The sequence below is a fragment of the Amycolatopsis dendrobii genome, from assembly GCF_014145675.1.
In the GTDB taxonomy this organism is placed as follows: Bacteria; Actinomycetota; Actinomycetes; order Mycobacteriales; family Pseudonocardiaceae; genus Amycolatopsis; species Amycolatopsis dendrobii.
Window position 1 is genome coordinate 151,406 of record NZ_JACGZW010000013.1, and the last position, 23,869, is coordinate 175,274.

A 23,869-nucleotide genomic window follows, 5' to 3' on the forward strand; every position below is an offset into this window, starting at 1 on the left:
CCGTGGCTGTCGCAGCGGAGGAACGGGGCGGCCTCACGATCAGCGAGCACGTCGTCGAGCGGCTGGCCGCCCACGCGGCGAGCGAGATCGACCGGGTCGGCGGGGCCGCCGGGCGGACGCTCGGGATCAGCCTCGGCGGCGAAGCGCTGGACCGGTCGGCCAAAACGTCCGCCCGGATCGCTGGCGGCGAGGTGGAGCTGGACGTGCGGATCTCGCTGGAGTACCCGGCCCCGGTCGGCGCGACGACCGAACGGGTCCGCGGCCATCTGCGCGGGCGGGTCGAGGAACTGACCGGGATGCCGGTCCGGCGAGTCGGCATCACGGTGACGGCCTTGCACGCCGAGGCCGCCGGGCAGAGGAGGGTTGAGTGAAACGCCGAACCCGCCGGTCCGTTCCGGCGAGCTTGACCGCCGGTGTGCTGCTGGCCGGGTGCGTATTGGCGGCCGTCGCGGCGATCCAGCGGCTGACCGGGCACCAGCCGTGGCTGGACTATCGCGCGGTCGCGACCGCGGTCCACGACGCGCGTTGGACGGACCTCGTCCCGGCACTGGTTTCCGCAGCGGTGGCCCTGCTCGGGCTGGTGCTGCTGTGGGCCGCGCTGCTGCCGGGCAAACGCCGGATCCTCCCGTTGACCGGAGATCCGGATTCCGGGGCCGACACCGTGGGCTACCGGTCCGCGTTGCGGGCAGCCGCGGCGGGCGTGGACGGTGTCGAGCGAGCCCGGCTTTCGACCGGACCGCGCAAGGTCAAGGTGCGGGTGAAAACCGCGCGCACCCGGACGGACGGGTTGGCCGACGCGGTCCGCACGGCCGTCGAGTCGCGGCTCGACCACATCGCACCGGCTCGGCGGCCCGCGGTGTCGGTGCGGGTCCGTGCTACGAGGGAGGGATCATGAATCGTCCGGCCGCGCTCAACCGGTTCCTGCTCGCGGTGCTCGGTCTCGTGCTGCTCGCCGCGGGCGGATTCGGTCTGGCCACCCACTTCCGCGTGCTCAGGCTCGTGAATCCCGAAGCGCCGCTCGTGCCGGGCACGGAAGAGCCGCCCACCTGGGCGTTTTACGTGATCGCCGCGGCGGCGGTAGCGGTGGGCCTGCTCGCTTTGCGCTGGCTGCTTGCCCAGCTCGCGCACCGGCCGCGCAGGGGAGTGTGGCGGTTCGAAACCGATCCCGCCTACGGACGCACCGAATTGCGCGCTGACGACGCGGTGGCTCCCTTCGCCGAAGAACTGCGCGGGTATCCCGGAGTGCACAAGGCGAGCGCGTCGCTCGCCGGGACCCGGGAGTCGCCGTCCCTGGCGTTGATCCTCACCTGCGAGCAGGACGCGGATCTGGGCGAGATCCGCGGCCGCGTCACCGGGGAAAGCCTGCCGCGGCTCGAGGAAGCGCTGGAGCTGAAGGACATTCCGGTCGCGATCGAGTTCCGGTTCACCGGGCGGGCGGCGTCCCGCGTCGGATGACGATCGGCGAGGGTGCCGACCCCGCGCACGCAGTCAGCGCGGAGTGAGCACCACGACCGGGATCTCGCGCTCCGTCCAGGCCTGATACTTCGCGAAATCCGCGTACAGCTCGACCAGCCGCGGCCAGAGTTCGCGCCGTTCCTCCGCCGACGCGACTCTTGCCGTGACCGGGACGTCGCGGCGGCCCTTCAGATGCACGCGGGTCTCCGGTTCCGCGCGCAGATTGAAGTACCACTGCGGATGCTTCGGCAACCCGCCTTGCGACGCGACGATCACCAGGTCGTCGCCGGACCGCAGGTACAGCAACGGGGTGGTGAACAGCCGTCCGGACTTGCGGCCGCGGTGGTCGAGCAACAGCGTCGGCACGGGCTTGCGGAAGCCCGCGCCGACGCGCCACTTGTGGCCGACCCGGCCGTTGGTCAGGGTGAAGACCTTCGCCTGGACCCGCGCCAGGTATTTCATGAGCGCCGCTGTCACCGGCGAGTCCAGGCCGTTCGGCTTCTGTGCGGGAAGGGAAAAGCGTCCCATCGTGACCTCCTGGCGGGGCGGACGCGTCAGCGGGCAGGCGGGTGCTGGGCGGCGGTCGAGCCGGCGAGGGGCATCGGGCCGAGCCCGAGCTTGCGGTGGTCCCAGGACCGGACCCGCTCCACGTCGACGCGGATCGCGACCCGTTTGCGGAGCATGAATTCCACCATCGGCTTCGCCTCGTCGGTGTACTCGCCGTGGTATCGCTGCCAGACGTTGACTCCGACCGCCCACAGCGCGTCCGCGTCGTCGACGACCTCGGCCCGCCCTTCGAGCGAGACGCCGCGCAGGACGTCGTAGGTCAGGCCGTCCTCGATCAGCACGGTGACGCGCGGGTCGCGGCGGAGGTTGACCGCCTTCTGCGCCTTGGCTTTCGTTTCGAACCACAGCACGCCGTCGATGACCGCGTACCACATGGCGACCGCGTGCGGATGCCCGCCGGGGCCGAGCGACACCAGCGTCGCGGTGCGCTGCGCGTCGAGGTAGGCCGACACCTCCCCGGGGGTCATCTCGATCTGCGCTCGCTGATTGGTTCCCATCGGTTCCTCACTTCCTGCGGCGGGCCCCGGGCGGGCCGGCGAGTACGGAGGTCACGACGTCGACGAGGTCGTCGACGATCTGGCCGGTGGTCCAGTCCGCCGCGTCCGGCCCGTGCAGGCGGCGGGTGCGGCCGACGTCGCCGAGGACGTTCAGCGTCACGGTCATCGCTTGGGACAGCCGGAAATCGAGCGTCCGGCGGGGGACTCCGGGGCTGAGCCGGTCCAGTTGTTCGACGAACGCGGCGTTGCGTTCGAAGAACGACTCGGCGATCGCGTCCAGTCCGTCGCCGCCGGTCGCCAGCAACTGGCCGACCAGCCGGATCCAGCATTCGCCGCCCGATTCGAGCACGGCGACCACCGGCTGCACGAACGCGCGGGCCAGTTCTCCTGCGGTGACGTCTTTTCCGGGCGATTCCCGCAGCATCGCGGTGCGTTCGCCGGTCACCTGGCCGAGCCGGCTGCGCAGGACCGCGTCGAGCAGCCCTTCCTTGGAACCGAAGTGGTAGTGGATCGCCGCGACGTTCGTCTGTGCCGCTTGCATGACGGTCCGCAGCGACACCGCGCCGACGCCGTGCTCGGCGAAAAGCCGTTCCGCGGCGGCGATCAGGCGCTGCTCGGTCGCCGCTCCGCGAGCGGCGGGGACCCGCGCGGCTTCGGTGCCCATGGCGCGGACTCTATCAGCCAATTCAATCAGTTGATAGAGTTTGCCGCTTCGCTGGTCAGAGGCGGTCGTAGAGCGAAGCCAGCCGGGCGAGCACCGTGCCCGCGGCTTCGATCGCGCTTTCGTCGAGGTCCTGGGTCAGTTCGCGCAATCCGGCGGCGAGGACCTGCTCGCGCTCCTCGTGCCGTCGACGGCCCGCGTCGGTCAGCGCGACGATCGACGTGCGGCGGTCCCCGGAGGCAGCCCGTTCACGCGTGACGTAACCGGCGTTGGTCAGGCCATTGACCAGTTGGGTGACTGCCGCTCCGGTCGTTTCGACGTGCCCGGCAAGCTGGTTGACCGTCATCGGCCCGTGTTCGGCCAGGCTCTTGAGCGCGCGGGCGTGCGCGAGCGAAAGGGCTTCGGCGCTGCGGGTCGCGCGGCCGCGCAGCCGGGAATCGGCCGCGCTGAGCCGGTAGGCGGCTCGTGCCAGCCGGGTGATCGCCTCGTCGCCCATCGGTTCGTTCTCCTGTGGTGCCCGCCGCATTCCTTGCCGCGCGGAGTCTAGCCGTGGCATATTAGCTAAGTACTTAGTTAATTGAGGAGGCGATCATGACGGCACGTTCGGCCGGGCAGAGCTGGGCCCTGGACATCGCACTGGCGCAGGGCGGCTTCGACGCGTTGCACCCGGAGGGCAAGGGCACGCTCGAACAGCTCGGGCACGATCACGCCGACTTCGACAAGGTGTTCGCGATGGTCCGCGCCGGAGCGATGCTGCCGAAGGCGTGGGCCGTCGTCGCGGGGCAGGCGGAGGAGCGGGCCGCGCACCACGAGCGGCTGGGCTACCGCAGGACGGCGTCGGACCTGTACCTGCGGGCAGCGGTGATGTACGGCCGCGCGCAGTACTCGATCTTCGACTCCGGCGACGGGCGCAAGGCGAAGTTCCGCGAGCGCTGCGATTCGTGCGTGGCGCGGCTGGCGGAGCTGCGGGGCAACACGGTCCGCCGGGTCGAACTGGACTTCGAAGGCGGCAAGATCTTCGCCCTTCTGCACCTGCCGGCACAGCCGGTTTCCGGTGCCCCGGCAGTGATTCTCGGTCCCGGCATGGACATGATCAAGGAGGACTACATCTTCGCGGCCGAGCGCTACTACACCTCGCGCGGCGTCGTGGCGCTGTCCATCGAAGGGCCGGGACAAGGGGAGACGCGGGCGCGCGGGCTGACCGTGACGCTGGACAACTACGAGCGCGCTCTCGAAACCTATGCCGCGCACCTCGCCGGTCTGTCCGAAGTGGACGAAGACCGGATCGGCATGTTCGGCATCAGCATGAGCGGCTATTGGGCCCTGCGCGCCGCGGCGATGTCCGGCACCCGCCTGCGCGCGGTGGCCGCGTTCGAAGCGGTGTCCGGCGACTTCGAGACGATTTTCGAGCGGGCACAACCGAGTTTCAAGAACAACTACCTGTACATGGCGGGCTATGCCGACGAGGCGGCGTTCGACCGCGACCTCAAGGCGAAGATGCCGCTGGGCGACCTCGTCACCGGCATCCGGTGCCCTGTGCTGCTCGGCATCGGCGAATTCGACGAGCTGACGCCGGTGGAGAGCGCGCTCGAGACTTACGAGAAGATCCGCGCGCCCAAGGAAATGCGCGTCTACGAGGACGAATTCCATCCGCTGGGCGGAACGGCGGCGGAGGTCTTCGCGTTCGGTGCGGAGTGGCTGACGCGCGGCCTGGACGGGGAGTTCGACACTTCCGGGCGGGACGAGCGGTTCTTCGTCCACCGCGACGGCCGTACGACCGAGGGAACCGCGGACCCGCGTTGGTGGCTCGGCGCGACTCCGGCCGGCCTGGCGGAGGCTCGGAGGTAAGCGGTTCGAGTGCTGAAGGCGGGGCCTCCAGCGCTCGAACCGGAGTTTCAGGGAATGAGGACGGTCTTGCCGACGAGTCGTCCCGACGCCGCTTCGTCGTGCACAGCCGGGAGATCCGCCAGCGGCCGCCGGTCGGCGACGGTGATCCGCAACGTCCCCGCGTCGACGCGCGCGACGAGTTCGGCCAGCCGCTCGGCGTCGCTGACGACGAACACCCGCGCCGTCCGGATCCCGCGTCCGGGATTCTCCGGCGGGGGAGTGGTGGTGCTGACCAGCGCTCCGCCGTCGGCGACCAGATCGGCGAGCGCCGCGGTCTCCTCCGGCGTGGTCGGCACGAGGTTGAGCACGACGTCGAACGGCGCTCCGTCGGCCGCGTCGGAAGCGAAGTCGAGGTGTCCGATGATCCGATCGGCTCCGTATTCGCGGAGGCGTTCCTCGCTGTGCGGGCTCGAGGTCGCGGTCACCGCCGCGCCTGCCTGATGGGCGAGCTGAACGGCGAAGCCGCCGACCGCCCCGCCCGCGCCGTTGATCAGGATCGTCTGGCCTGCTCGCAGTTCAGCGTGGTCGAAGAGCGCTTGCCGGGCGGTCAATCCGCCGACCGGCAGCGCGGCGGCGTCGGGCAGATCGACCGTCTTCGGGGCGGCGGCCAGCGCGTCGGCGGGAACGACGGCGTACTCGGCGGCCGCGCCGTCGGCGTTCATCGGCAGGAAGGCCACGACCGCGTCGCCGACCTGACGGCCGTCGACCCGGGGCCCGAGCTCGGCGATCGTCCCGGCGACCTCGATGCCCGGCACGTGCGGGAAGGCCAAGGGGAACACCTCTTGCAGACCGCCCGCCCGGATCTCGAGGTCGACCGGGTTGAACGAGGTGGCGACCACCTCGACGAGCACCTGCCCCTCGGCGGGCGCCGGCCGCTCGGCGTCCTCGATCGCCAGGACTTCGCTTCCGCCGTAACGGTGGTAGCGCGCTGCCTTCATGACATCCTCCAGAATATGTTTCGAAGTCGAAGCATCTGACGGCAAGTATGCTTCGATGTCGAAGCAAAGTCTCGGAGACGTGAGGACGACCACAATGATTCGACTTCGAAGCATCTAGACTGGCGGCATGGCGGACGTGCTGGAGCCCAAGCAGCTCAACACCTACTTCGCGCTCATGGAGGCCGTGAGCCTGCTGCAACACGCCGTCAGCCAGCAGTTGCGAGCCGAGGGCGGCCTCAGCTACGTGCAGTTCGAACTCCTCGCCCGGCTCTCCAGCTCCGACGGGCCGCTGACGATGACGGAACTGGCCGACGGCGTCGTCTACAGCCGCAGCGGCCTGACTCATCAGGCGGGCCTGCTCGAAAAGGCGGGCCTGGTCACCCGCGGTCCCAGTGCTGACGACCACCGGGCCACCGTCGTCGGCATCACCGAGGCGGGCCGGGAGCTGGTCGCGAAGGTGCTCCCCGGGCATGTCGACGCCGTCCGCCGGCTGCTGTTCGCCCCACTGTCCACTTCGGACCTGGACGCGCTGGGCGGCATCATGGCCCGCGTCCGCGACCACATGCGCGCCGAACCGCCGCGGTCGGTCGCGACGCGGAGGAGCCCGAAGGGGAGCGGCGCCTAGTCCGCCTCCTCTAACGCGCAAGCTCGTTGTTCTTAGACTGGCGGCGTGGAAGACATCGAGGCGATCGCCGTCTTGCAGGATCCGGTCCGGCGGCGGCTGTATGACTACGTGGTTTCCCAGGATCACGACGTGAGCCGGAACGAAGCGGCCGAGGGGGCCGGGATCCAGCGCACGCTCGCCGCGTTCCACCTCGACAAACTCGTGGCCGCCGGGCTGCTGGAGACGGAAAGCAAGCGGCTGAGCGGACGTTCGGGCCCGGGCGCCGGCCGTCCGGCGAAGCTCTATCGCCGGTCTGCGGCTGAACGCCAGTTCTCCGTCCCGGCGCGCGACTACCGCACCGCCGCCGACCTGCTGGCCGAGGTCGCCGAGATCGCCCGTCTCGACACCGAGCTCCAAGCCGCCGCCCGTCGCGAGGGCCGCGCCGCTGCCTGCGCGATCGAAGACCTCGCCGCGGCGAAGGAACTGCTGGCCGCCCGGGGCTACGAACCCCGCTCGGACGGCGACGTCCTGCGCCTCGTCAACTGCCCGTTCCACGTCCTCTCGCAACGGCATCCGGGGCTGGTGTGCGGCATGAACCTGGCACTGCTGGAAGGACTGCTCGACGGCGCCGAAGGCCTGCGAGCGCGGATGGACCCGCGTCCCGGACTGTGCTGCGTCGTCGTCGAGTCTTCTAAAAATAATGAGAGTTGACATAGAAGGCGCGGCGATGGTGAGGTGAGGGAGTGACGGAATACCACCTCGCCCAGCTCAACGTGGGCATCCTCAGGCACCCTCTCGAAGACCCCCGGATGCACGGCTTCACGTCGATGCTCGACACGCTCAACGAGGTCGCCGACAACGCGCCCGGCTTCGTGTGGCGCCTGGTCGAGGACGGCGGCAACGACGCGACCGCGATCCGGACCTCGCTCGGCGACGACGTCCTGGTGAACATGTCGGTCTGGGAGAACCGCGACGCGCTGTGGGACTACGTCTACCGCAGCGGCCACCTCGACATGCTGCGCCGCCGGTCGGAATGGTTCGAGCTGCCGAAGGCGCCGTTCCAGGTGCTGTGGTGGGTGCCCGCCGGGCACGTCCCGACGGTCGAGGAGGCCGTGGAGCGGCTGGAACTGCTGCGGGAGAAGGGGTCCTCGCCGAGCGCGTTCGGTTTCCGGGACAGCTATCTGCCCGAAGGCGCCGCCTCCGCGTCGTGACGTCCGCCCCCCTTTCGGCGACACGTCCGGCGGGTCGCCCGGCCCGGCCCGCGGGATGGCTAGGGTGTCCGGCGTGGCGAACATGTCCCGTTGGTCGGATGAGAATGGCGGCTTGGACTTCGGTCTGCTGGTGCTGCGGCTGATGCTGTCGGTCGCGATGGGGGCGCACGGGCTCACACAGGTCTTCGGCCTGTTCGGCGGCGCGGACATGGCGCACTTCGAGAACCTGTTGCGCGGCTACGGGTTCAGCCACAACATCGAATTCCTGGCCTGGCTGACCGGCATCACGGAGGTCGGCGGCGCGGTCCTGCTGGCACTGGGCCTGCTGACCCCGCTCGCCGCGGCCGGCCTGCTGGGCGTGGCCATCAGCGCGGTCCGGGTGAAGTGGTCGGGCGGCCTGTTCGGCAGCAGCGGCCCGGGGTTCGAACTGGAACTGACGCTCGCGGCGATGGCACTGGCGCTGTTGCTGACGGGGCCGGGGTGGTACGCGTTGGACCGGCATACGGCATGGCGGCAGAAGCCCCTGGGGTTCGCGGTGGGCGGGCTGTTCCTGGCGATTTGCGCGGCGATCGGGGCGGGATCGCTGTTCTGATCGGCGAGTGCCCCGTCGTCCGGTCCGGCGCGCGATATCGAAGTCCGTGAGGGGCCCTTGAGGGAATCTGATTCCCTCAAGGGGGCCCCTCACCGGCCTGTCGAGAGAGTTCCCCTCGCGGACGTCTGGGGGGAATGCGGGCTGGCTGTCCGGGAGCTGAAGACGGATCCCGGCTCAACGCATGGCGCTCCCGCCTCCGTCCTGCTATCTTCCTCCCAACCGCTTGCAGATCGCAATCACTCGGGAGGATCGCCGTGCCGGACACCACCTGTCACATGTCGATGTCGCTGGACGGTTTCGTCGCCGGGCCGGCGCAGAGCCGGGAAGATCCGCTCGGCAAGCGGGGGAAGGAACTGCACGGGTGGCACATCGGCGATCCCCGCGCCACCGATGCCGACAGGACCGCGAGCGAATGGCTCATGCGGCCGCGGGGCGCGTATGTGATGGGGCGGAACATGTTCGGCCCCGTCCGCGGCGAGTGGGACGAGGACTGGTCGGGCTGGTGGGGTTCCGAGCCGCCGTATCACGCGCCGGTTTTCGTGTTGACTCATCATGCTCACGAGCCGATCGAGATGGAAGGCGGGACGACGTTCTACTTCGTCACCGAAGGTTTCGACGCAGCCTACGCGGCCGCGTGCGAGGCCGCGGGGGACAAGGGCGTCGACATCGCCGGAGGCGCCTCGACCGTGCGGCAGGCGCTCAAGGCCGGGGTGATCGACGAGTTCACGCTCGACATCGCGCCCGTTCTGCTCGGGTCGGGCGAGAGCATGTTCGACGGCGTGGAGTCCTTCGGTTTCGAGCCCGTCGAGGTGCTGCATTCGCCGCTGACCACCCACATCCGCTACCGCCGCGTCAGTTCGTAGGCACCTCCAGCGTCGCGGCGAGCAAGCTTCGCGTGTACGGATGCGACGGCGAAGCGAGTACCCGCTCAGTCCGTCCCGATTCGACGGCCCGGCCTTCGCTGAGCACGACGACCTCGTCCGCGATGCTGCGCACCACCGCGAGGTTATGCGTCACGAAGATCATCGAGGGGCCCTCGTTCATCAGGGAGCGCAGGAGTTCCACTACGGACGCCTGCACCGAAACGTCCAGAGCGGACGTGACCTCGTCGCAGATGATCAGCTTCGGTTCGCACACCAGTGCCCGGGCGATCGCGACGCGCTGGCGTTGCCCGCCGGAGAGCTCCGACGGGTAGCGGCCGGCCAGCCGCGCGGGGATTTCGACGCGGTCGAGTGCGGCGCGGGCCCGGCGGCGGCCTTCGCGCGTGGTCACGCCGAAGTAGTGGCGCAGGGCGACCAGCAGGCCGTCCTCGACGGTCCGATGTGGACTCAATGAGCCATAGGGGTTCTGGAAGACGTACTGCAGTTCGCGCCGGGTGCGGGAGCCTCGCCGTGCAGCGGCGGGCGGGACAGGTTCGCCTGCGAACACCATCGAACCTTGCTGCTCGGCGTGCAGTCCGGCCAGGCAGCGCGACATGGTGGTCTTGCCGCTGCCGGATTCGCCGACGACCGCCAGGCATTGGCCGGGCCGCAGGTCGAAGGAGACGTCGAAGACGACCTGTCGGCCGCGGTAGCTGGCGTTCAGTCCGGAGACCGACAACAGCGCCGCCTGGTCCGCGGCAGGTACGTTCGGTTCGGGAGCGCGCGGCACATCGTGAACGCTCCGAGCTGCTTCGTCGGCGTGAATGCACCGGGCGAGGGTTCCGGAAGCCGAGCGGGCCAGCGTCGGATGCGTTGTGCTGCAAGCGGTGGTGGCGTAATCGCAGCGTGGCGCGAAGGTGCATCCGGCGCGGGGATCTTCAATACCGGGCGCTCGGCCGCGGATGGGGACCAGCCGGTGCCGGTGGGTCGCGGAGGGCACGGCCGCCAGCAGGGCGCGGGTGTAGGGATGCGCGGCGCGGGTCAGGACCTCGCGCGCGGGGCCGTGTTCGACCGTCTCGCCGCCGTACATCACCAGCACCTGGTCGGCGACGTCGGAGACCACCGCGAGATCGTGCGACACGTAGATCGCCGCCAGGTCGCGGGCCCGGCACAGTTCCCGGACCAGGTCGAGCACGCGGGACTGGGTGGCGACGTCGAGGCCGGTCGTCGGCTCGTCGAGCACGATCAGCCGCGGTCCGGCGGCGACGGCCATCGCGATAGCCACTCGTTGCTGCTGGCCGCCGGAAAGCTGGCGCGGGCGGCGGCGCAGGAACGCGTCGTCGCCGGGCAGCCCGACGGTGTCCAGCAACTGCCGTACCCGGGTTCGTGCGGGCTGGTCCAAACCTTCGGTCAGCTGGGTCGAGACCCGCAGGCCCGGGTTGAGCGCGGTCGCCGGGTCCTGGGGTACATACGCGACTTTCCGGCCTCTCGCGCGGCGCAATTCCGCGGCGGGCAAGGAAAGCAGGTCGACGCCGTCGACCACGACCCGTCCGCCCGTGATCTTCGCGCCAGGCCGGGCGAAACCCAGCAACGCGAGCGCGAGCGTGCTCTTGCCGGAGCCCGATTCGCCGACCACGCCGAGAACCTCGCCCCGGCCGAGCTCGAAGCCGATCTTCCGCACGATGGGGTTCCCGGCGGCCTCGACGGTCACGCCCGACACCACGACTTCCTTGGCCACGTCAGCTCTTTCCTTCCGTGCGGCTGACCGTCCGGGCGACCGACTCGGCGACGAGGTTGCCGCCGAGCGCCATCATCAGGATCAGCGCGATCGGCGCCAGCACGGGCAGCGGCGCGGCGGCGAGACCGTCCTGGTTCTCGCTGACCATGAGGCCCCAATCGGGAGCGGGCGGCGCGATGCCGAAGCCGAGGTAGTTCAGCGAGGCGATCGCGGTGACCGCCCACACCAGCCGCATTCCGGTCTCCACCATCAGCGGCGACGTCACGCCGGGCAGCACTTCGCCGAGGACGATCTGCCGCCCGGGCAGCCCGTTGGCCTTGGCCCACAACACATATTCGCTGTCGAGCACCGGCAGTGCCGCGCCTCGCAGCACCCGCGAGACGCCAGGTGCGAACGCCACTCCGACGAGTGACGCGGTGAGCAGCGGATGACGGCCGAACGCGGCCACGAAGACCAGCACGAAGATGGTCTCCGGGAAACTCAGCACGACGTCCATCGCTCGCATGAGGACGGTGTCGGCGAGCCCGTCGCGGTAGGCGGCCGTCAACCCGACGAGTGCGCCGAGGACCACGCCGACGGCGGTCGCGAGGAGCGTCGTCCAGGTGAGGGTGCCGCCTCCGGAAAGCAGGCGGCTGAGCACGTCCCGGCCGAGAAGATCCGTGCCCAGCGGGAATTTCGCGCTCGGTCCCTCCAGCGGCGGCGCGACGATGGCGGTCGGCGGCCACGGCGCGAGCGACGGGCCGAAGACGACGATGAACCCCGTCGCGGCAAGCAAACCGAGACCCAGCCGGGCGCGTCCGGTGCGGGCCGCGCGGCGCACCACTGAGACGCTCATCGGGCCCGCTCCGCCGCGGCGAGGACGTCCGCGAGGAGATTGCACAGGTAGTACGTCGCCGCGAGGATGAGCACGCACGCCTGCAAGACCGGCAGATCATGCGAGTTCACCGCGCTGACCAGCGCCGTGCCGAGGCCGGGATACGAGTAGACGTATTCGACCACCACGACGCCGGTGATCGTGACGGCTGCGACCAGGCCGGCGGCGGGCAGGCTGGCCGCGAGGGCGTTGGGCAGCGCGTGCCGGAACAGGACGCGGCGGCGGCTCAGTCCTTTGAGGACGGCCATCTGCGCGTATTCGCTGTCCAGCGCGTCGATGACCGAAGCGCGGACCAGGCGGCCCAAGTACATCACCCCCATGAACGCGAGCGTGGCGACCGGCAGCACGAGCTCCGCCGGATGCCACCACGGCAGGTCGCCGGGCGGGATGTCCGAAACCCCCGGCAGCACCCCGAGCATCGAGGTGGCGAAAAGCGCGATCAGCAGCATCCCCACGACGAACGGCGGCAGCGCCATGCTCAGCGACGTGACCGCGACGAACGCCTTGTCCGCGAAACTGTCGCGGTGCGCGGCGCTCAGCACCCCGGCGACCACCGAAAGCGGCAGGATCAGCAGCATCGAAACGAAGCCGAGGGTGAACGAGTTCAGCATCCGCGGCCCGAGGATTTCCGAGACCGGTTCCCGGTTCTGCAGCGACACTCCCGGGTCGCCGGTGAGCAGCCCGCCGAGCCAGCGGCCGTACTGCGAGACGAGCGGCTGGTCGAGCCCGAGCTGATGACGCAGCGCGGTCACCTGCTCGACGGTCGCGTCCTTGCCGAGGACGATCCGGGCGACGTCGCCCGGCAACGCTTGGGTCACCAGGAAGACCAGGATCGAGACCACCAGCAGCACGAGCACGCCGAGCGCGAGCCTGCGCACGAGCCATCGCGCGGTCATCCGACGGTCACCCCGGTCAGGAACGACAGCGGGCGGCCGTTCACGTCCGGCACCAGCCCGTGCACGGCCGGCCGGTGCGGCATCAGCACGTCGGAGAACGCGGGCGTGATGTTCGGGCCGCTCGTGTGCTCGATCTCGTGCATCCGGTTCATGAGCGGGCACTGGTCCTGTTCGGGGGAGGAGAACAGTTTCCCGGCGAGTTTCACGAACGCGGGGTCGTTCCAGTTGGAGCCGTTGCCGATCCGGTCCGGCAGCAGCGAGCCGAGCACCGACGGCAGGTAGGGCACCGGGTTGTAGTCGACGAAAGCGGGCCACTTGCCCCATTTCGCCAGCAGTTCCGGGGTCGGGACCACGTTGACGCTCACTTTCACCCCGGCCTGCGCGGCGTTCTGCGCGAAGACCTGCGCCAGTTCCGACATGCCCGGCAGCAGGCCGTCGGTGGTGATCGCGAACGACAGATCGGTCTGCCCGGCCTCGGCCAGCAGCCGCTTCGCCGCCGCGATGTCCGGAGCCCGCTGCGGGATGTCGGGCGCGGCGCACGGGGGCGCGGTGGTCTCGTAATCGTTCGCGATCCGGGCGTAGCCGCTGAAGACGTTGGACACGATCTGCTGCCGGTCGACCAGCAGCCGCAGGGCCTGGCGCACCCGGACGTCGCTGAACGGCGCGACCGCCGTGTTGAGCCCGATCCGCAGGCTGAAGTTCCCTTTGCTGTCCAGCACTTGGATGCCGTCCCGGCCGACGAGCGACTTCGCGATCGTCGGGGTCGTGTTCGACGCGATGTCGACCCGGCCGGACAGCAACGCGTTCGCCTGCGCCTGCTGGCTCGGGTACTCGATCAGCTGGACGGCGTCGAGCCGGGGTTTCTCGCCCCAGTACCCGTCGAATCGCTCCACTGTGGACTCCCGGCCCGGTGCGAACGACTTGACCGCGAACGGTCCGGTGCCGATCGGTTTCGCCGGCGCCGACCCGGTTTTGGTCATCGGCAGCAGGACACTCGCCCAGATCTCCTTGAACGGGCTGAACGGTTCGCTCAGTCCGACCCGGACGGTGAGCTTGTCCACCGCTTGAATCGAACCGGGTTCGATCATCTGGATCAGCGCGAGGCCCTGCGTCGCGTGTCCGGGATCGCGCAGGTACTTGATGCTCGACACGACGTCCGCTGAGGTGAACTCGGCGCCGTCGGTGAACTTCACGCCGGGACGCAGTGTGATCGTCCACTGTGTCCGGTCGGCGTTCGAGGTCATTCCGGTCGCGAGCCGCCATTCGGCTTTGCCTGCCGGGTCAAGGGCGGTGAGGCCCTCGAAGAGCAGGGAGCTGCGCAGTTCCTGGATCGGGCTCTGGCTGCCGACGTAGGGATTGAGGCTCTCGCCCGCGTCGGCGGAAACGGAGACGCGAAGCGTGTTGGCGCCGCCCGCGGTCGCGTCGTACGGAGGGCTGCAGCCGGCGAGCAGCGCCGCGGCGAGCAGGAGGGTTGGCAGGCATCGGGGTCTGCGCGACACTGGGGACCTCCAGGGAAGCCTGAAATCTAAGCGATTAGATACGCCGAACGTCGCCACAGGGTACGGGCAGTTGCTCCACGAGGGAAGAGTCTACAAGTGGAGAAGCTAATCGTTTAGAGTGAGCTGTCGGCCGAGTCGGCCCCCGCCGGTGGAGCAGAGGAGGAAGCAGCCGCATGACCAGTCCGTACGAGCGCCTGTTCGTGAGGAAAATGCCCAACTGTCTCGACGACCTCGTCAACGAGGGAGCCGCGGCGGGCGTCGTCGAACCGCCCAACGTCGGTGAATCGCTCGCCCTGATGCGCGCGAAAGAGGTCCCGGAGAGCAAGATCCACCTCACCTACACGTGGATCAGCGAATGCGACACTCCGGTGCAGTGGGTCAAGGAACACCAGCACGACTACGACGAGGTCCTGATCTGGCACGGCAACGACCCGGCGGACCCGGACGACCTCGGCGCGGAGATCTATCTCGACATCGAGGGCCATCGCCACGTGATCACGACCAGCGGTTCGGTCTACCTGCCCGCGGGCACGCGGCATTGCCCGCTCGGCTTCACCCGGGTCGACCGGCCGTTCCGGTTCAGCGCGCTGTCGCTGAATTCGGAGTACGCGTCGGACGAGCACAACACGCTCGCACTGTGACGGACTGCCCCGCCGCGCCGTGGCCGCGGCGGGGCGGTCATCCGCTCGCGGCCGCTCCGGCGTGCGCGGTTTCCTCGGCGGCGCCGGGTTCGCAACCGCAGGTCACGCCGATGCTGAGCGTTCCTTCCAACACGGAGGAATCGCCTCGGCCGTCGAGCGCGTCGAAGGCCCGGACCGCGAATTCCTCCAGCGGAACGCGGACGGTCGTGAGCGGAACGTCGCCGAGCCGGGCCTCCCGGGTCCCGTCGAAGCCGACGACCGCGAGGTCTTCCGGCACGCGCAGACCGAGGCTGTGCGCGATGCGGATGGTCACCAGCGCCTGCTCGTCGGTGGTCGCGTAGACCGCGCGGATCCGGCGGCCGCTCGTCAGCACCTCGCGCACCGCGCGGCCCGCCTCGACCTTGTCGAAGGACGTCCGGACCAGCCTGCCTTCGGCGGGCAGCCCGGCGTCCGCCATCGCCCGCCGCCAGCCGCCTTCGCGTCCTTCCGCCGGTCCTGCCGCGAATTCGCCCGCCACGCACAGAATGTCTTCGTACCCGTGCCCGAGCAGATGCTCGGTGACCAGCCGCGCGCCGTCGAAGTCGTCGAACACCACGCTGGGCGAGTCGTCCGGCGCCGCCCATTGCAGGAACACACACGGCGTTTCGGCCGACAGCCGCGGTTCTTCGCCGGTGGTCACGAAAATCCCGCGCGGGCGCAATTCGGAGAACGCCTCGCCGTACTCGTCGGCGAGGCCTGGGCGGTAATCGGTGTTGCCGAGCAGGGTGAGCAAACCCCGGCGGCGTCCTTCCGCTTCGAGGCAGCGCGACATCTCGCCGAAGAAGGCGTTCGCGGTGTCCGGCACCAGCAGACCGACCAAATTGGACCGTCCGCCGCTCAACGCCCCGGCGAGCGGATTGCGCCGGTAGCCGAGCATCCGGATCGCGTCCTCGACCTTGCGCCGCGTCTTCTCGGCCACCGGACGCGGCCCGTCGTTGACGACGTAGCTGACCACCGCCGTGGAGGTTCCGGCCAGCCGCGCGACATCGGAAAGAACCGGCCGGCGCCCGGGACGCTCGGCGCGGGGGAATTCGCCGGTTTCCGCTGCCACGGTGCCACTCTAAGGCACCAGCGCGAGAGCCGCGTCCAGCCAGCACAGTGGACACCCGCCGACCGCGTGCCGAGGCTGAGCATGGCGCGTCCGTGAGGGAATCAGAGTTCCCCTCACGGACTTTCTGCCGAGCGCGGGCGAATCCGGTCAGCCGTGATACCTCGCCGGTGCCTGGAGCGGTTCGAGCACGTCGTCGACGCTGGCCTGCGAGCGCGTCCGCTGGAGCCGCTTCACGCCGACCGGCGGCCGTCCCACCCACAGCACCGCCTGGGGCTCGTGCCCGAGCGTGACGCGGTCCGCGAGAGTTTCGCGCAGCCGCCGGCTGGCCCGGTTCAACCGGCCGGACGAGAGTCCGTGCGCGGTGGCGGTCAGCAGCACCGAGCTCAGTGCCTCTCCCGCGCGCAGCCAGGCGAGGTGGTCGTCGCCGGGCGTGCTGAGCACCAGCAGCGACGCACCGTCGCTGCGAAGTTCCGCTTCGTCTCGGGGGAACCGGTTTCCCGTCGATCCCGCAGCGGCGCGGACCAGAACGCCCTGGGGAGTTAGCGACGCGCTTCGCGCGTACGACTCTTCACGACGCATCTGGGCGGGAACCCGGGCGCTTTCGCCGATCGCGGTCATGAGGTATCTGCGGACTGCGCGGTCTTCCACTGGGTGCACTACCGCGCCTTCGCGGGCGGCTGCTTGCGAAAGCCGGTCAAGGCAGTCCGACGGCACGGGCCGTCCGCCGCACGGCCGCAAATCCTCGCGGCGCCGGGCGATCGACGTCGCGAGGGCAGCTTCCCCGGGGGCCGGTTCGCCCGGCCGCGGCGTCACGACGGCCAGATGGCCCGGTTCCTTCGGGCACGGCAGCCGGTCCACCGCGCAGGCCCAGCCGAGACCGGCGAAGGCGATCCGGAGGTGGTGCAGGGCCGCGCCGCTGGTGAGCGTCTGCCATCGCCCGGCGGGGTCGTCGGCGGTTCGCCAGCGGGCCGGGTCGGCGTACAGGTGGAGCGCGCGGTACCCGATGCGCCAGTGCCAGAACGGGGCGTCGGAGGCACCCGGCGCGAGGAGAGCGGCGGCGACCGCGGCCTCGACGGCGGCGGGGCTGGGAACCCGCGAATTCGCCGGTGAATCCGGCAGTGAGTTCGGCATTGTTGCTTCCCGCTCGGGTTGGGGGAGTGCGTCCGGTCGGTGCCTGGCTCCATGGTGCGCTCCCGCACTGGCCCGCGATAGGGTCCAAGGTTCATCAATTCGGCGCGACCTGGTTCAGGAACGCGCGCGCTCCGCGCATACCGGACGCGGCGCTCCTGTCCGTGATCGCGGCCCGATCCGCCCGCTGGGAGGTACTGGCGGGCGTCCCCGCGAAAGAGGACGGTAGGGGCATGGCCCTTCAGCTTCCGGACGACGCCGAGAACGCCGCGGCGGCCCGGATGCTGCGCGCGTCAGTGGCCGCGCGGGCGACGATCGACGAGGCGGTGGGCATCCTCCAGGGCAGGCACGGACTTGATGCCGAACAGGCCTTTCGTGCCTTGGCCGGAGGCGCGGGCGTCCAGGGCACGGGAGCGGAAGCCGCGCGGGTGGCGGCGGTCGCCGACGCCGCCGCTGAGGGCGGCGCGGACCCGGATTACGGGGACTGGGCCTGAGCGACGGTCAGGTGGCGAGGGCGGCCGGGTCGAGGGTGTGGTCGATCAGCGCGCGGGTGACCTCGCGCAGCGGCCGGTCGTGCCGGGTCGCGTAGCCGTTCACCAAGGCCCGGGCGGTGTCCGGGTCGGTGCCGAGGGTTCCGGCGACTACGCCGACGGCCTGGCTGTGCTGGACCCGGTCGTTCAGCGACGTGAGGGTCGCCTCGAACAGCCGGTCCGAGCGCCGCGGGCCGGTTTCCTGGACCAGGGCCAGCACCGCGAGGTCCGACACCACCTGCGCCAGGGCCGACTGCCACGGCTCCAGTTCGGTGGGCGCGGCGAACAGCAGGTTGAACCCGCCGACCGCCTCGCCGTCCAGCCGCAGCGGCACCGCGACCACGGCCTGGTACCCGGCGTCCAGCGCGGCGGCGGCGAAATCGGGCCAGCGGTCCAGCTTGCGGGTCAGGTCGGGCGCGGCGACCACGGCCGCAGTCGTGATGCAGTCGACGCACGGGCCCTGGCGCAGGTCGGTCTGCAGCAGCTCCAGGAACTGCGTGGTCTCGTCCGACGTCGCCACGACTGCGGGCTCGCCGCGCGGATCCTTCAGCAGCACCCCGGTGCCGCGCGCGCCGAGGAGGCCGGTGCCGACCTCGGTGATCAGGCGCAGCACCGCGGCGTTGTCCGGGTTTCCGACCAGCCGGGAGGTGATCGCGGCGAGCGCGGCGGGCGCCTCCGCGGGCAGGAGACCGGCGGTCGTCCGGCGGCCGGTGCTTTCGTGGTGGGTCATTCGGACGACTCCTCAAGGGTGATGCGGCGCTCCAGCACGTCCTTGGCCACGTCGAGCAGCGGCCGGTTCGTGCTGTAGGCGTGGGCGCGCAGGCGGGCGAACGCGTCGTCGAGGCTGATCCGCAGCTGGGCGGCGAGCATGCCGGTGGCGATGTGGACGTCCTGGTAGGAGATCACCGTGCGCGGGGCGAATTCGAGGCCGGCGCGTTCGGCCTCGCGGGACTGCCGCAGCAGCGCCGCGGTCGCCAGGTCGGCGGCGAGCGCGGCGTCTCTCGTCTCCGCGCTGGTCAGCCCGCCGGGGCGGCGCCGGACGAGTTCGAGGGTGCCGAGCCGGATGGCCCCGAACCGCAGCGGGAACGCGAAGGCCGCGGCGAGGCCGGTCGCGAGCGCGGTCTGGGCGAACCCGGGCCAGCGCACCTGGTCGACGGTCAGATCCGGGACCAGCACCGGGCTTCCGGTCTCGAAGGCCTCCGCGCCCGGCCCCTCCCCGGCGGTGTACTCCAGCTCCGCGAGCCGGGCCGCCCACGGATCGCTGGCCCCCAGCACTTCCTCCGACCGGGGGTCCGCCCGCAGCGACAGGATCGCCGCGTCGACCTGGTCGAGCGTTTCCACACAGGCGAGACACACCCGCTGCGCCCAGCTGTCGCGGCTGCCGTCGGCGCCGGGCGCGGCGGCGATCGCCGTCCACAGCGGCTGCCGCTCCACTGCCGTGCCCCCTTCGCACTGCCGGACATCCCGGACCCTCCACCCTACGAGACGTCTCGCGGGCGGGCAGGCCGGGCGTTTGCCCGCCCCGTCCGGGGGAATCCGGCGGGCGACAAGGAGGATACGCATGGTCGAAGTGAGTGCGACGGTGCCCGCGCCGCCGGAAGCGGTGTTCGAGGTGCTGGCGGACGGCTGGTCCTATTCCGGCTGGGTCGTGGGCAGCTGCCACATCCGCGACGTCGACGCGAGCTGGCCTCAGGTCGGTGCGCGGATCCACCACAGCGTCGGGGGATGGCCGCTGCAGCTGGAGGACACCACGGCGGTGCTGGCGGTCGAACCCGGGGCTTCGCTGGAACTGGAAGCCCGGGGCGGCGCGCTCGGCACGGCGCGGATCGAACTGTCGCTGGTTCCGGACGGGGCGGGCGAGACGACCGTGCGGATGGCCGAGCGGGTGACCGGCGGAATGGGCGCTCTGCTGCCGGAAAGGGTGCAGGCGCTGGTGCTGGGGCCGCGGAACCGGGAGTCGCTGGCGCGGTTGTCGGCGTTGGCTTCGGGGCGCTGGCGGGGGACCGGCGAGCCCTCCGGTCAGCCGTAGACGGCTCGGTTCGCCGCGCGGATCACCGCGGCGTAGCCCGGGCCGAGCAGGTGCTCGCGGGCCAGCGCGGCACGGGCGGCGTTCGCGCCCGGCCCGCCGTGGACCGCGCCGCCGGGATGGGCCGCCGCGCCGGCGAGGTACAGCCGGTCCACCGGGGTGTCCGCGCGGCCGAGGCCCGGCACCGGGCGGAAGAACAGCTGCTGGTGGATCGCCGTGGTGCCGCCGTTGACCGCGCCGCCGACGAGGTTCGCGTCGTGGCCGGCCAGCTCCGCCGGGCCCTGCACGCGGCGGGCCAGGATCAACTCCCGGAACCCGGGTGCGTTGCGCTCCACCGTCGCCTCGATGCGTTCGGCCTGCCGCCGCACCGTGTCCCGGTCGCTGCCGCGCGGGACGTGCGTGTAGGCCCACCCGGATTCGGTGCCGGCGGGCGAGCGCGTCGAGTCCGCTGTCGTCATCTGGCCGAGCAACAGGAACGGCTGTTCGGGGACGCGGTCCCGGGCCAATTCCGCGCCGAAAGCGGACAATCCGTCCTCGTCGCATCCTAAATGGACGGTTCCCGCGCCGCGAGCGTCCCTCGCGGTCCACGGGATCGGCTCGGACAACGCCCAGTCGAGCTTCACCGTCGCGCTGTCCCATTCGAACACCCGGAGATCGGCCAGCAACCGCGAAGGAAGCCATTCCGGTGCGACGAGGTTGCCGTACAACGTTTCCGCGGTGACATCGGCCAGCACGGCCTTGCGAGCCCGGATCGGCTCGCCGTCCGCGCAGCGCACCCCGACCGCCTTGCCGCGCGCCACCAGCACCTCGGTCACCGGAGTTCCGCAATGGACAGATCCGCCCTTGGAGCGGAGCCTGCGCGCCAAAGCGGCCGCCAGTTCGCCCGCGCCGCCCTCCGGGACCGGGAATCCGATGTCCTGGGCCAGCATGCCCAGCAGCCAGCCGAAAACCGCGCTTCCGGCATTGTCGACGGAAAGGTCGCTGTGCGCGGCGTTTCCGGACAGCAGCAGCCGGGTGCCCTCGCCTTCGAAGCGTTCGCGGGCGAATCGGCGGGCGGGCAGCGTCAGCATCCGCGCGAGCCGCAGCAGTTCGGCGGTTCCGGTGCGGCGCACGAATCGGGCACCGGCCCGCAGCGGCGGGAACGGCGTGAACAGCGCGTCGAGGAATTCGTCGCGGAATCCTTGCCATTGCGAGAAAAGCTCCCGCCATGAGTGCGCGTCTTCGGGGGCGAACTGCGCGACCGATTCCGCGGTGCGGTCGAGGTCGCGGGAAAGGACGGCGCAGCGGTCGTCCGGGAAGACGTGCGCGAGTGCGTCCGGCGCGTGGAGCCAGCGCAGGCCGTGCTCGGTCAGGTCGAGGCCGCGGAGCACAGGGGACGCCGCGCCGAGCGGGAAGAACGCGGCGCACAGGTCCGAGCGGAAGCCGGGAGCGGTGATCTCCTCGGTGCGCAAGGCCCCGCCCGGGTCGGGTTGTTCTTCCAGGACGACGACATCCCAGCCCTCGTCGGCGAGCAGGTTCGCCGCGACGAGCCCGTTGTGCCCGGCCCCGATGACGATCGCGTCGGCGGTGTGCACGGGCTCAGGCCTGCGACTGGCGGGTCGGGCGGCCCCGGCCCAGCGTCCGCGCGCGGTCGAGCAAGCCGGGCCGCGCCGAGGCGAGCGGGGCCGACGGCGCGCCCTCCTTCCGGCGCATCCCGGCGACCAGGTCCTGGACGGTCTCGGCGGAGCTGTACCGCGGCGCCCAGCCGAGCACGAGCCGCGCCCGCGAGGTGTCGACCAGTGCGGCCCGGTCGGCGAGTTCGAGCCAGCCAGGGTGCAGCGGCTGGATTCCGGCCAGCCACGCCGCGCGCGCGACTGTCCGCGCGACCGGCTTCGGCACCGTGACCCGGGCGCCGCCGACCGCGTGCGCGAACGCGGACGCGTCGAGCACGTCCTCGGCGGCGAGGTTGAACGGGCCGACCGCGCGCTGGGCGAGGGCCAGCCGGAACGCCTCGGCGACGTCGTCGGTGTGCACGGCCTGCAGCCGCAGCCCCTGCCACAGCGGCACCGGCGAGAACCGGCCGCCGATCAAGCGGGGCGGCAGCGCGGGCGGGAGCAGCCACCGGGTGAATTCCCCTGCCGCGCGCCGTTGCAGGACCGCGCACGGGCGCATCCAGGCGACGGCGACGTCCGGGTGCGCGGACGTGAACAAGTCCAGTGCGTCTTCCAGATCCGCTTTGCCCCGGCTGTATGCGCTGGCTGCGATTCCGCGGCACGGCCAGTCCTCGGTGACTTTTTCGTCGTTCGGCTCCGGCGCGTAGGCCGCTGCCGAAGACGCGCACACCACCTGTCCGACGCCTGCGTTGCCGACGGCCTTCAAGACGTTCGCGGTGCCGCCTTCGTTGGTGCGCGCCATCGGCGGGTCGCCCCATGCGGGGGAGATGGCCCACGCGAGGTGCACGACTGCGTCCGCGCCGGCGAAGATCTCCGTCAGCGCTTCGTCGGCGCCCGGCGCGCCGATGTCCACCGGCTGCCACTTCGCGCGCGAGTACGGCTGAGCGGCGCGATCCGGCACCCGGCGGGCGACACCGACGAGGTCGTGGCCGGGTTCGAGGGCACGCAGCAGCGCGGTGCCGACGTTGCCGCTGGCGCCTGTGATCACGATCCGCATGCGGGCCGTTTACCCGCTCCGCGCTGTCGGAAACCCGCCGGGCCGCTTCCCCGGTGCCCGCGCGTGTGCCGTCGCGCACACCGCGGCGGCTCCGAAACCCGGGCCGTCCAGCAAGAGCGGCGGATGCCGGAATCGCCTGCTCACGCGCTGCTGTCCAGTCCAATTTGACACCTGATGCGAACACATGTTCGACTCCCGTCCCGGGGCGCCGAGAACGCGGACGGCCCGGAGCGGGGAAGCGAGCGGGTGAGCCAGAGGTGAGCGAGTGGCCGTCGACGGTGCGGAAAGTGGATCCGCCGATTCCGGTGTGGGTGGGCGTGCGCAAGCTGCTCGTGCTCGGCACGGAGATCCTCGCGCCGCGCGATCGCGCCGGGCTGCGGATCGAGACCGAGCATCCCGGGCTGCTGTTCGAATGGGCGCGCCGCGAGGACGGCGGGCTGCTCGGCTGGGTCACCTACCAGCTCGTCACCGCGGACGAGCAGTGGTCGCGGCCGGTCAGCCACTACGTGCCCGCGCACCTGCTCCGCCGCCGGGGGCCCGCGCGCCGGCAGCAGCACGGCGACTACCGGCCCCGGACCCACGGATGACCGCACCCGGGTAGTAATTTCCCTCGCGAGCGAGGGGAGCGGACGAGAAGTGGCACGTCTTCATGTCGGCTGCGCGATGTGGACGCACAAGGCGTGGCCGGGGCGGTTCCTGCCGCCGTCGCTGCCTGCCAAGGAGCGCCTGCGGGCCTATGCGGGCTGGTGCAACGCGGTCGAAGGCAACACCACCTTCTACGCGACCCCGGCCCGGAGCACCGTCGAGACGTGGGCGGAGCAGACCGGTCCCGACTTCCGGTTCGTGGTCAAAGTGCCCAAGACCGTGACGCACGAGCGGCGGTTCGCCGGGGTCGAAACCGAGATGCGGGCGTTCCTGGACGCGCTCGAACCCCTCGGCGAGCGGGCCGTGCTGTGGACCCAGGTGCCCGGTTCGTTCGGCCCTTCGGACGTCGACGTGCTCGGCCGGTTCCTGCGCCGTCTGCCCGCCGCCCTGCGGCGCGCCGTGGAGGTGCGGCACCCCGGGTTCTTCACTGACGCCGGCGCGGCGTCGCTGCTGGAGGGGACGCTCGCGACCGCGGCCGCCGAGTGGGTGCCGTTCGACACCACGGTCTTTTTCCAGCGCCCGCCGACGAGCGAGGCCGAGCAGGACGCCTGGGCGAAGAAACCGCGGCTGCCGCGCCGGACGCGAGCGCTGACCGACCGGCCGGTCGTCCGTTATCTGGGCCGGGACTCGGTGGCGGAGACGGTCGAGGGCTGGCAGCCGTGGGCCGAGGTGGTCGCGGGCTGGCTGCGGGAAGGCCGCTCGCCGACGGTTTTCCTGCACACTCCCGACAACGACGAAGCGCCGGCGCTCGCCCGCCGGTTCCATGACGACGTGCGTGCGTTGGCGCCCGATCTGGATGCGTTGCCCGAGCCGGCGCCGGTGGAGCCCGCGACGCTGTTCTGAGGCGCGCGAACCCGCGTCCCGGCCGCAACCGGCGGCAG

At 71.1% G+C, this 23,869-nt stretch carries 29 protein-coding genes; 14 read left to right on the forward strand and 15 right to left on the reverse strand.

The genetic code is table 11. The features are described 5' to 3' along the window. Nucleotides 1–2: 2 nt before the first annotated feature. From H4281_RS34735 to H4281_RS34745, 3 genes are read left to right on the forward strand one after another with little or no spacing between them, the layout of a single operon-like run. Nucleotides 3–371: an Asp23/Gls24 family envelope stress response protein gene (locus tag H4281_RS34735; RefSeq protein WP_182895097.1), complete on the forward strand. Its 369-nt coding sequence runs from the start codon at nt 3–5 to the stop codon at nt 369–371. Then, on the forward strand, nt 368–895 hold the full coding sequence (locus tag H4281_RS34740; RefSeq protein ID WP_182895098.1) for a DUF6286 domain-containing protein: 528 nt from the start codon (nt 368–370) through the stop codon (nt 893–895). The genes H4281_RS34735 and H4281_RS34740 overlap by 4 nt, the downstream gene beginning before the upstream one ends. Beyond that, a complete protein-coding gene (locus H4281_RS34745; protein WP_182895099.1) occupies nt 892–1,455 on the forward strand; it encodes an alkaline shock response membrane anchor protein AmaP in 564 nt (187 codons plus the stop codon). The genes H4281_RS34740 and H4281_RS34745 overlap by 4 nt, the downstream gene beginning before the upstream one ends. A 33-nt stretch (nt 1,456–1,488) precedes the next feature. On the opposite strand, the gene H4281_RS34750 is transcribed toward H4281_RS34745, so the two are convergent. From H4281_RS34750 to H4281_RS34765, 4 genes are read right to left on the reverse strand one after another with little or no spacing between them, the layout of a single operon-like run. After that, the gene (locus H4281_RS34750; RefSeq protein WP_182895100.1) at nt 1,489–1,983 is read right to left on the reverse strand and encodes a nitroreductase family deazaflavin-dependent oxidoreductase; all 495 of its coding nucleotides are present in this window, start codon (nt 1,981–1,983) and stop codon (nt 1,489–1,491) included. A gap of 26 nt (nt 1,984–2,009) precedes the next feature. Further along, on the reverse strand, nt 2,010–2,519 hold the full coding sequence (locus H4281_RS34755; protein WP_182895101.1) for a pyridoxamine 5'-phosphate oxidase family protein: 510 nt from the start codon (nt 2,517–2,519) through the stop codon (nt 2,010–2,012). 7 nt (nt 2,520–2,526) lie between these two features. Beyond that, nucleotides 2,527–3,183 carry a TetR/AcrR family transcriptional regulator gene (locus H4281_RS34760; RefSeq protein WP_182895102.1) on the reverse strand — a complete coding sequence of 219 codons (657 nt, stop codon included), beginning with the start codon at nt 3,181–3,183 and terminating at the stop codon, nt 2,527–2,529. A gap of 55 nt (nt 3,184–3,238) precedes the next feature. Further along, nucleotides 3,239–3,676, reverse strand: coding sequence for a MarR family winged helix-turn-helix transcriptional regulator (locus tag H4281_RS34765; RefSeq protein ID WP_182895103.1), 438 nt, complete (start codon nt 3,674–3,676; stop codon nt 3,239–3,241). Between the two features lie 95 nt (nt 3,677–3,771). Between H4281_RS34765 and H4281_RS34770 the strand changes: the two genes are divergently transcribed. Continuing rightward, nucleotides 3,772–5,028 (forward strand): alpha/beta hydrolase, encoded by a 1,257-nt coding sequence (locus H4281_RS34770; protein WP_182895104.1) that lies wholly within the window; start codon nt 3,772–3,774, stop codon nt 5,026–5,028. Between the two features lie 47 nt (nt 5,029–5,075). Here the strand turns inward: H4281_RS34770 and H4281_RS34775 are convergent, their stop codons facing one another. Continuing rightward, nucleotides 5,076–6,005, reverse strand: a complete 930-nt coding sequence (locus tag H4281_RS34775) for an NADP-dependent oxidoreductase (protein WP_182895105.1) — start codon at nt 6,003–6,005, stop codon at nt 5,076–5,078. A gap of 127 nt (nt 6,006–6,132) precedes the next feature. Between H4281_RS34775 and H4281_RS34780 the strand changes: the two genes are divergently transcribed. From H4281_RS34780 to H4281_RS34800, 5 genes are all read left to right on the forward strand, one after another. Next, nucleotides 6,133–6,630 (forward strand): MarR family winged helix-turn-helix transcriptional regulator, encoded by a 498-nt coding sequence (locus H4281_RS34780; protein WP_182895106.1) that lies wholly within the window; start codon nt 6,133–6,135, stop codon nt 6,628–6,630. 45 nt (nt 6,631–6,675) lie between these two features. After that, nucleotides 6,676–7,320 (forward strand): helix-turn-helix transcriptional regulator, encoded by a 645-nt coding sequence (locus tag H4281_RS34785; RefSeq protein WP_182895107.1) that lies wholly within the window; start codon nt 6,676–6,678, stop codon nt 7,318–7,320. Between the two features lie 32 nt (nt 7,321–7,352). Continuing rightward, nucleotides 7,353–7,820 carry a DUF3291 domain-containing protein gene (locus H4281_RS34790; protein WP_182895108.1) on the forward strand — a complete coding sequence of 156 codons (468 nt, stop codon included), beginning with the start codon at nt 7,353–7,355 and terminating at the stop codon, nt 7,818–7,820. 64 nt (nt 7,821–7,884) lie between these two features. Continuing rightward, nucleotides 7,885–8,412, forward strand: a complete 528-nt coding sequence (locus H4281_RS34795) for a DoxX family membrane protein (protein ID WP_312872233.1) — start codon at nt 7,885–7,887, stop codon at nt 8,410–8,412. A 275-nt stretch (nt 8,413–8,687) separates the two neighbouring features. Then, a complete protein-coding gene (locus H4281_RS34800) occupies nt 8,688–9,275 on the forward strand; it encodes a dihydrofolate reductase family protein (RefSeq protein WP_220508308.1) in 588 nt (195 codons plus the stop codon). Here H4281_RS34800 and H4281_RS46670 read toward each other — a convergent pair. From H4281_RS46670 to H4281_RS34820, 4 genes are read right to left on the reverse strand one after another with little or no spacing between them, the layout of a single operon-like run. After that, the gene (locus H4281_RS46670) at nt 9,265–11,010 is read right to left on the reverse strand and encodes an ABC transporter ATP-binding protein (protein WP_182895111.1); all 1,746 of its coding nucleotides are present in this window, start codon (nt 11,008–11,010) and stop codon (nt 9,265–9,267) included. The two genes, H4281_RS34800 and H4281_RS46670, sit on opposite strands and share 11 nt — an antisense overlap. Nucleotide 11,011: 1 nt before the next feature. Next, the gene (locus H4281_RS34810) at nt 11,012–11,845 is read right to left on the reverse strand and encodes an ABC transporter permease (RefSeq protein ID WP_182895112.1); all 834 of its coding nucleotides are present in this window, start codon (nt 11,843–11,845) and stop codon (nt 11,012–11,014) included. Next, the gene (locus H4281_RS34815; RefSeq protein ID WP_182895113.1) at nt 11,842–12,780 is read right to left on the reverse strand and encodes an ABC transporter permease; all 939 of its coding nucleotides are present in this window, start codon (nt 12,778–12,780) and stop codon (nt 11,842–11,844) included. The genes H4281_RS34810 and H4281_RS34815 overlap by 4 nt, the downstream gene beginning before the upstream one ends. Continuing rightward, complete coding sequence (locus H4281_RS34820) at nt 12,777–14,279, reverse strand: ABC transporter substrate-binding protein (protein ID WP_312872234.1); 1,503 nt, start codon at nt 14,277–14,279, stop codon at nt 12,777–12,779. Before H4281_RS34820 ends, H4281_RS34815 begins: the two co-directional genes overlap by 4 nt. Nucleotides 14,280–14,452: 173 nt before the next feature. Here H4281_RS34820 and H4281_RS34825 point away from each other — a divergent pair, with 173 nt between their 5' ends. Continuing rightward, nucleotides 14,453–14,920 (forward strand): cupin domain-containing protein, encoded by a 468-nt coding sequence (locus tag H4281_RS34825; RefSeq protein WP_182895115.1) that lies wholly within the window; start codon nt 14,453–14,455, stop codon nt 14,918–14,920. 37 nt (nt 14,921–14,957) lie between these two features. On the opposite strand, the gene H4281_RS34830 is transcribed toward H4281_RS34825, so the two are convergent. Together H4281_RS34830 and H4281_RS34835 are read right to left on the reverse strand one after the other, a co-directional pair. Then, nucleotides 14,958–16,010, reverse strand: a complete 1,053-nt coding sequence (locus tag H4281_RS34830; RefSeq protein ID WP_182895116.1) for a LacI family DNA-binding transcriptional regulator — start codon at nt 16,008–16,010, stop codon at nt 14,958–14,960. A gap of 147 nt (nt 16,011–16,157) precedes the next feature. Continuing rightward, nucleotides 16,158–17,141, reverse strand: coding sequence for a nitroreductase family protein (locus tag H4281_RS34835; RefSeq protein ID WP_182895117.1), 984 nt, complete (start codon nt 17,139–17,141; stop codon nt 16,158–16,160). A 230-nt stretch (nt 17,142–17,371) separates the two neighbouring features. Here H4281_RS34835 and H4281_RS34840 point away from each other — a divergent pair, with 230 nt between their 5' ends. Then, nucleotides 17,372–17,632 carry an ANTAR domain-containing protein gene (locus H4281_RS34840; protein ID WP_182895118.1) on the forward strand — a complete coding sequence of 87 codons (261 nt, stop codon included), beginning with the start codon at nt 17,372–17,374 and terminating at the stop codon, nt 17,630–17,632. A 7-nt stretch (nt 17,633–17,639) separates the two neighbouring features. Here H4281_RS34840 and H4281_RS34845 read toward each other — a convergent pair whose 3' ends face one another. Continuing rightward, nucleotides 17,640–18,398 (reverse strand): GAF domain-containing protein, encoded by a 759-nt coding sequence (locus tag H4281_RS34845; protein ID WP_182895119.1) that lies wholly within the window; start codon nt 18,396–18,398, stop codon nt 17,640–17,642. After that, complete coding sequence (locus H4281_RS34850) at nt 18,395–19,102, reverse strand: GAF and ANTAR domain-containing protein (RefSeq protein ID WP_312872235.1); 708 nt, start codon at nt 19,100–19,102, stop codon at nt 18,395–18,397. The genes H4281_RS34845 and H4281_RS34850 overlap by 4 nt, the downstream gene beginning before the upstream one ends. A 127-nt stretch (nt 19,103–19,229) precedes the next feature. Here H4281_RS34850 and H4281_RS34855 point away from each other — a divergent pair, with 127 nt between their 5' ends. Further along, nucleotides 19,230–19,697 carry an SRPBCC family protein gene (locus H4281_RS34855; RefSeq protein WP_182895120.1) on the forward strand — a complete coding sequence of 156 codons (468 nt, stop codon included), beginning with the start codon at nt 19,230–19,232 and terminating at the stop codon, nt 19,695–19,697. Here the strand turns inward: H4281_RS34855 and H4281_RS34860 are convergent. Continuing rightward, a complete protein-coding gene (locus tag H4281_RS34860; RefSeq protein ID WP_182895121.1) occupies nt 19,688–21,268 on the reverse strand; it encodes a phytoene desaturase family protein in 1,581 nt (526 codons plus the stop codon). The two genes, H4281_RS34855 and H4281_RS34860, sit on opposite strands and share 10 nt — an antisense overlap. A gap of 4 nt (nt 21,269–21,272) precedes the next feature. Continuing rightward, nucleotides 21,273–22,343, reverse strand: coding sequence for an NAD-dependent epimerase/dehydratase family protein (locus H4281_RS34865; RefSeq protein WP_182895122.1), 1,071 nt, complete (start codon nt 22,341–22,343; stop codon nt 21,273–21,275). 257 nt (nt 22,344–22,600) lie between these two features. Here H4281_RS34865 and H4281_RS34870 point away from each other — a divergent pair, with 257 nt between their 5' ends. Both H4281_RS34870 and H4281_RS34875 read left to right on the forward strand, forming a co-directional pair. Further along, nucleotides 22,601–22,930 carry a hypothetical protein gene (locus H4281_RS34870; protein ID WP_182895123.1) on the forward strand — a complete coding sequence of 110 codons (330 nt, stop codon included), beginning with the start codon at nt 22,601–22,603 and terminating at the stop codon, nt 22,928–22,930. Nucleotides 22,931–22,979: 49 nt separating this feature from the next. After that, nucleotides 22,980–23,831 (forward strand): DUF72 domain-containing protein, encoded by an 852-nt coding sequence (locus H4281_RS34875; protein WP_512699003.1) that lies wholly within the window; start codon nt 22,980–22,982, stop codon nt 23,829–23,831. Nucleotides 23,832–23,869 lie beyond the last annotated feature (38 nt).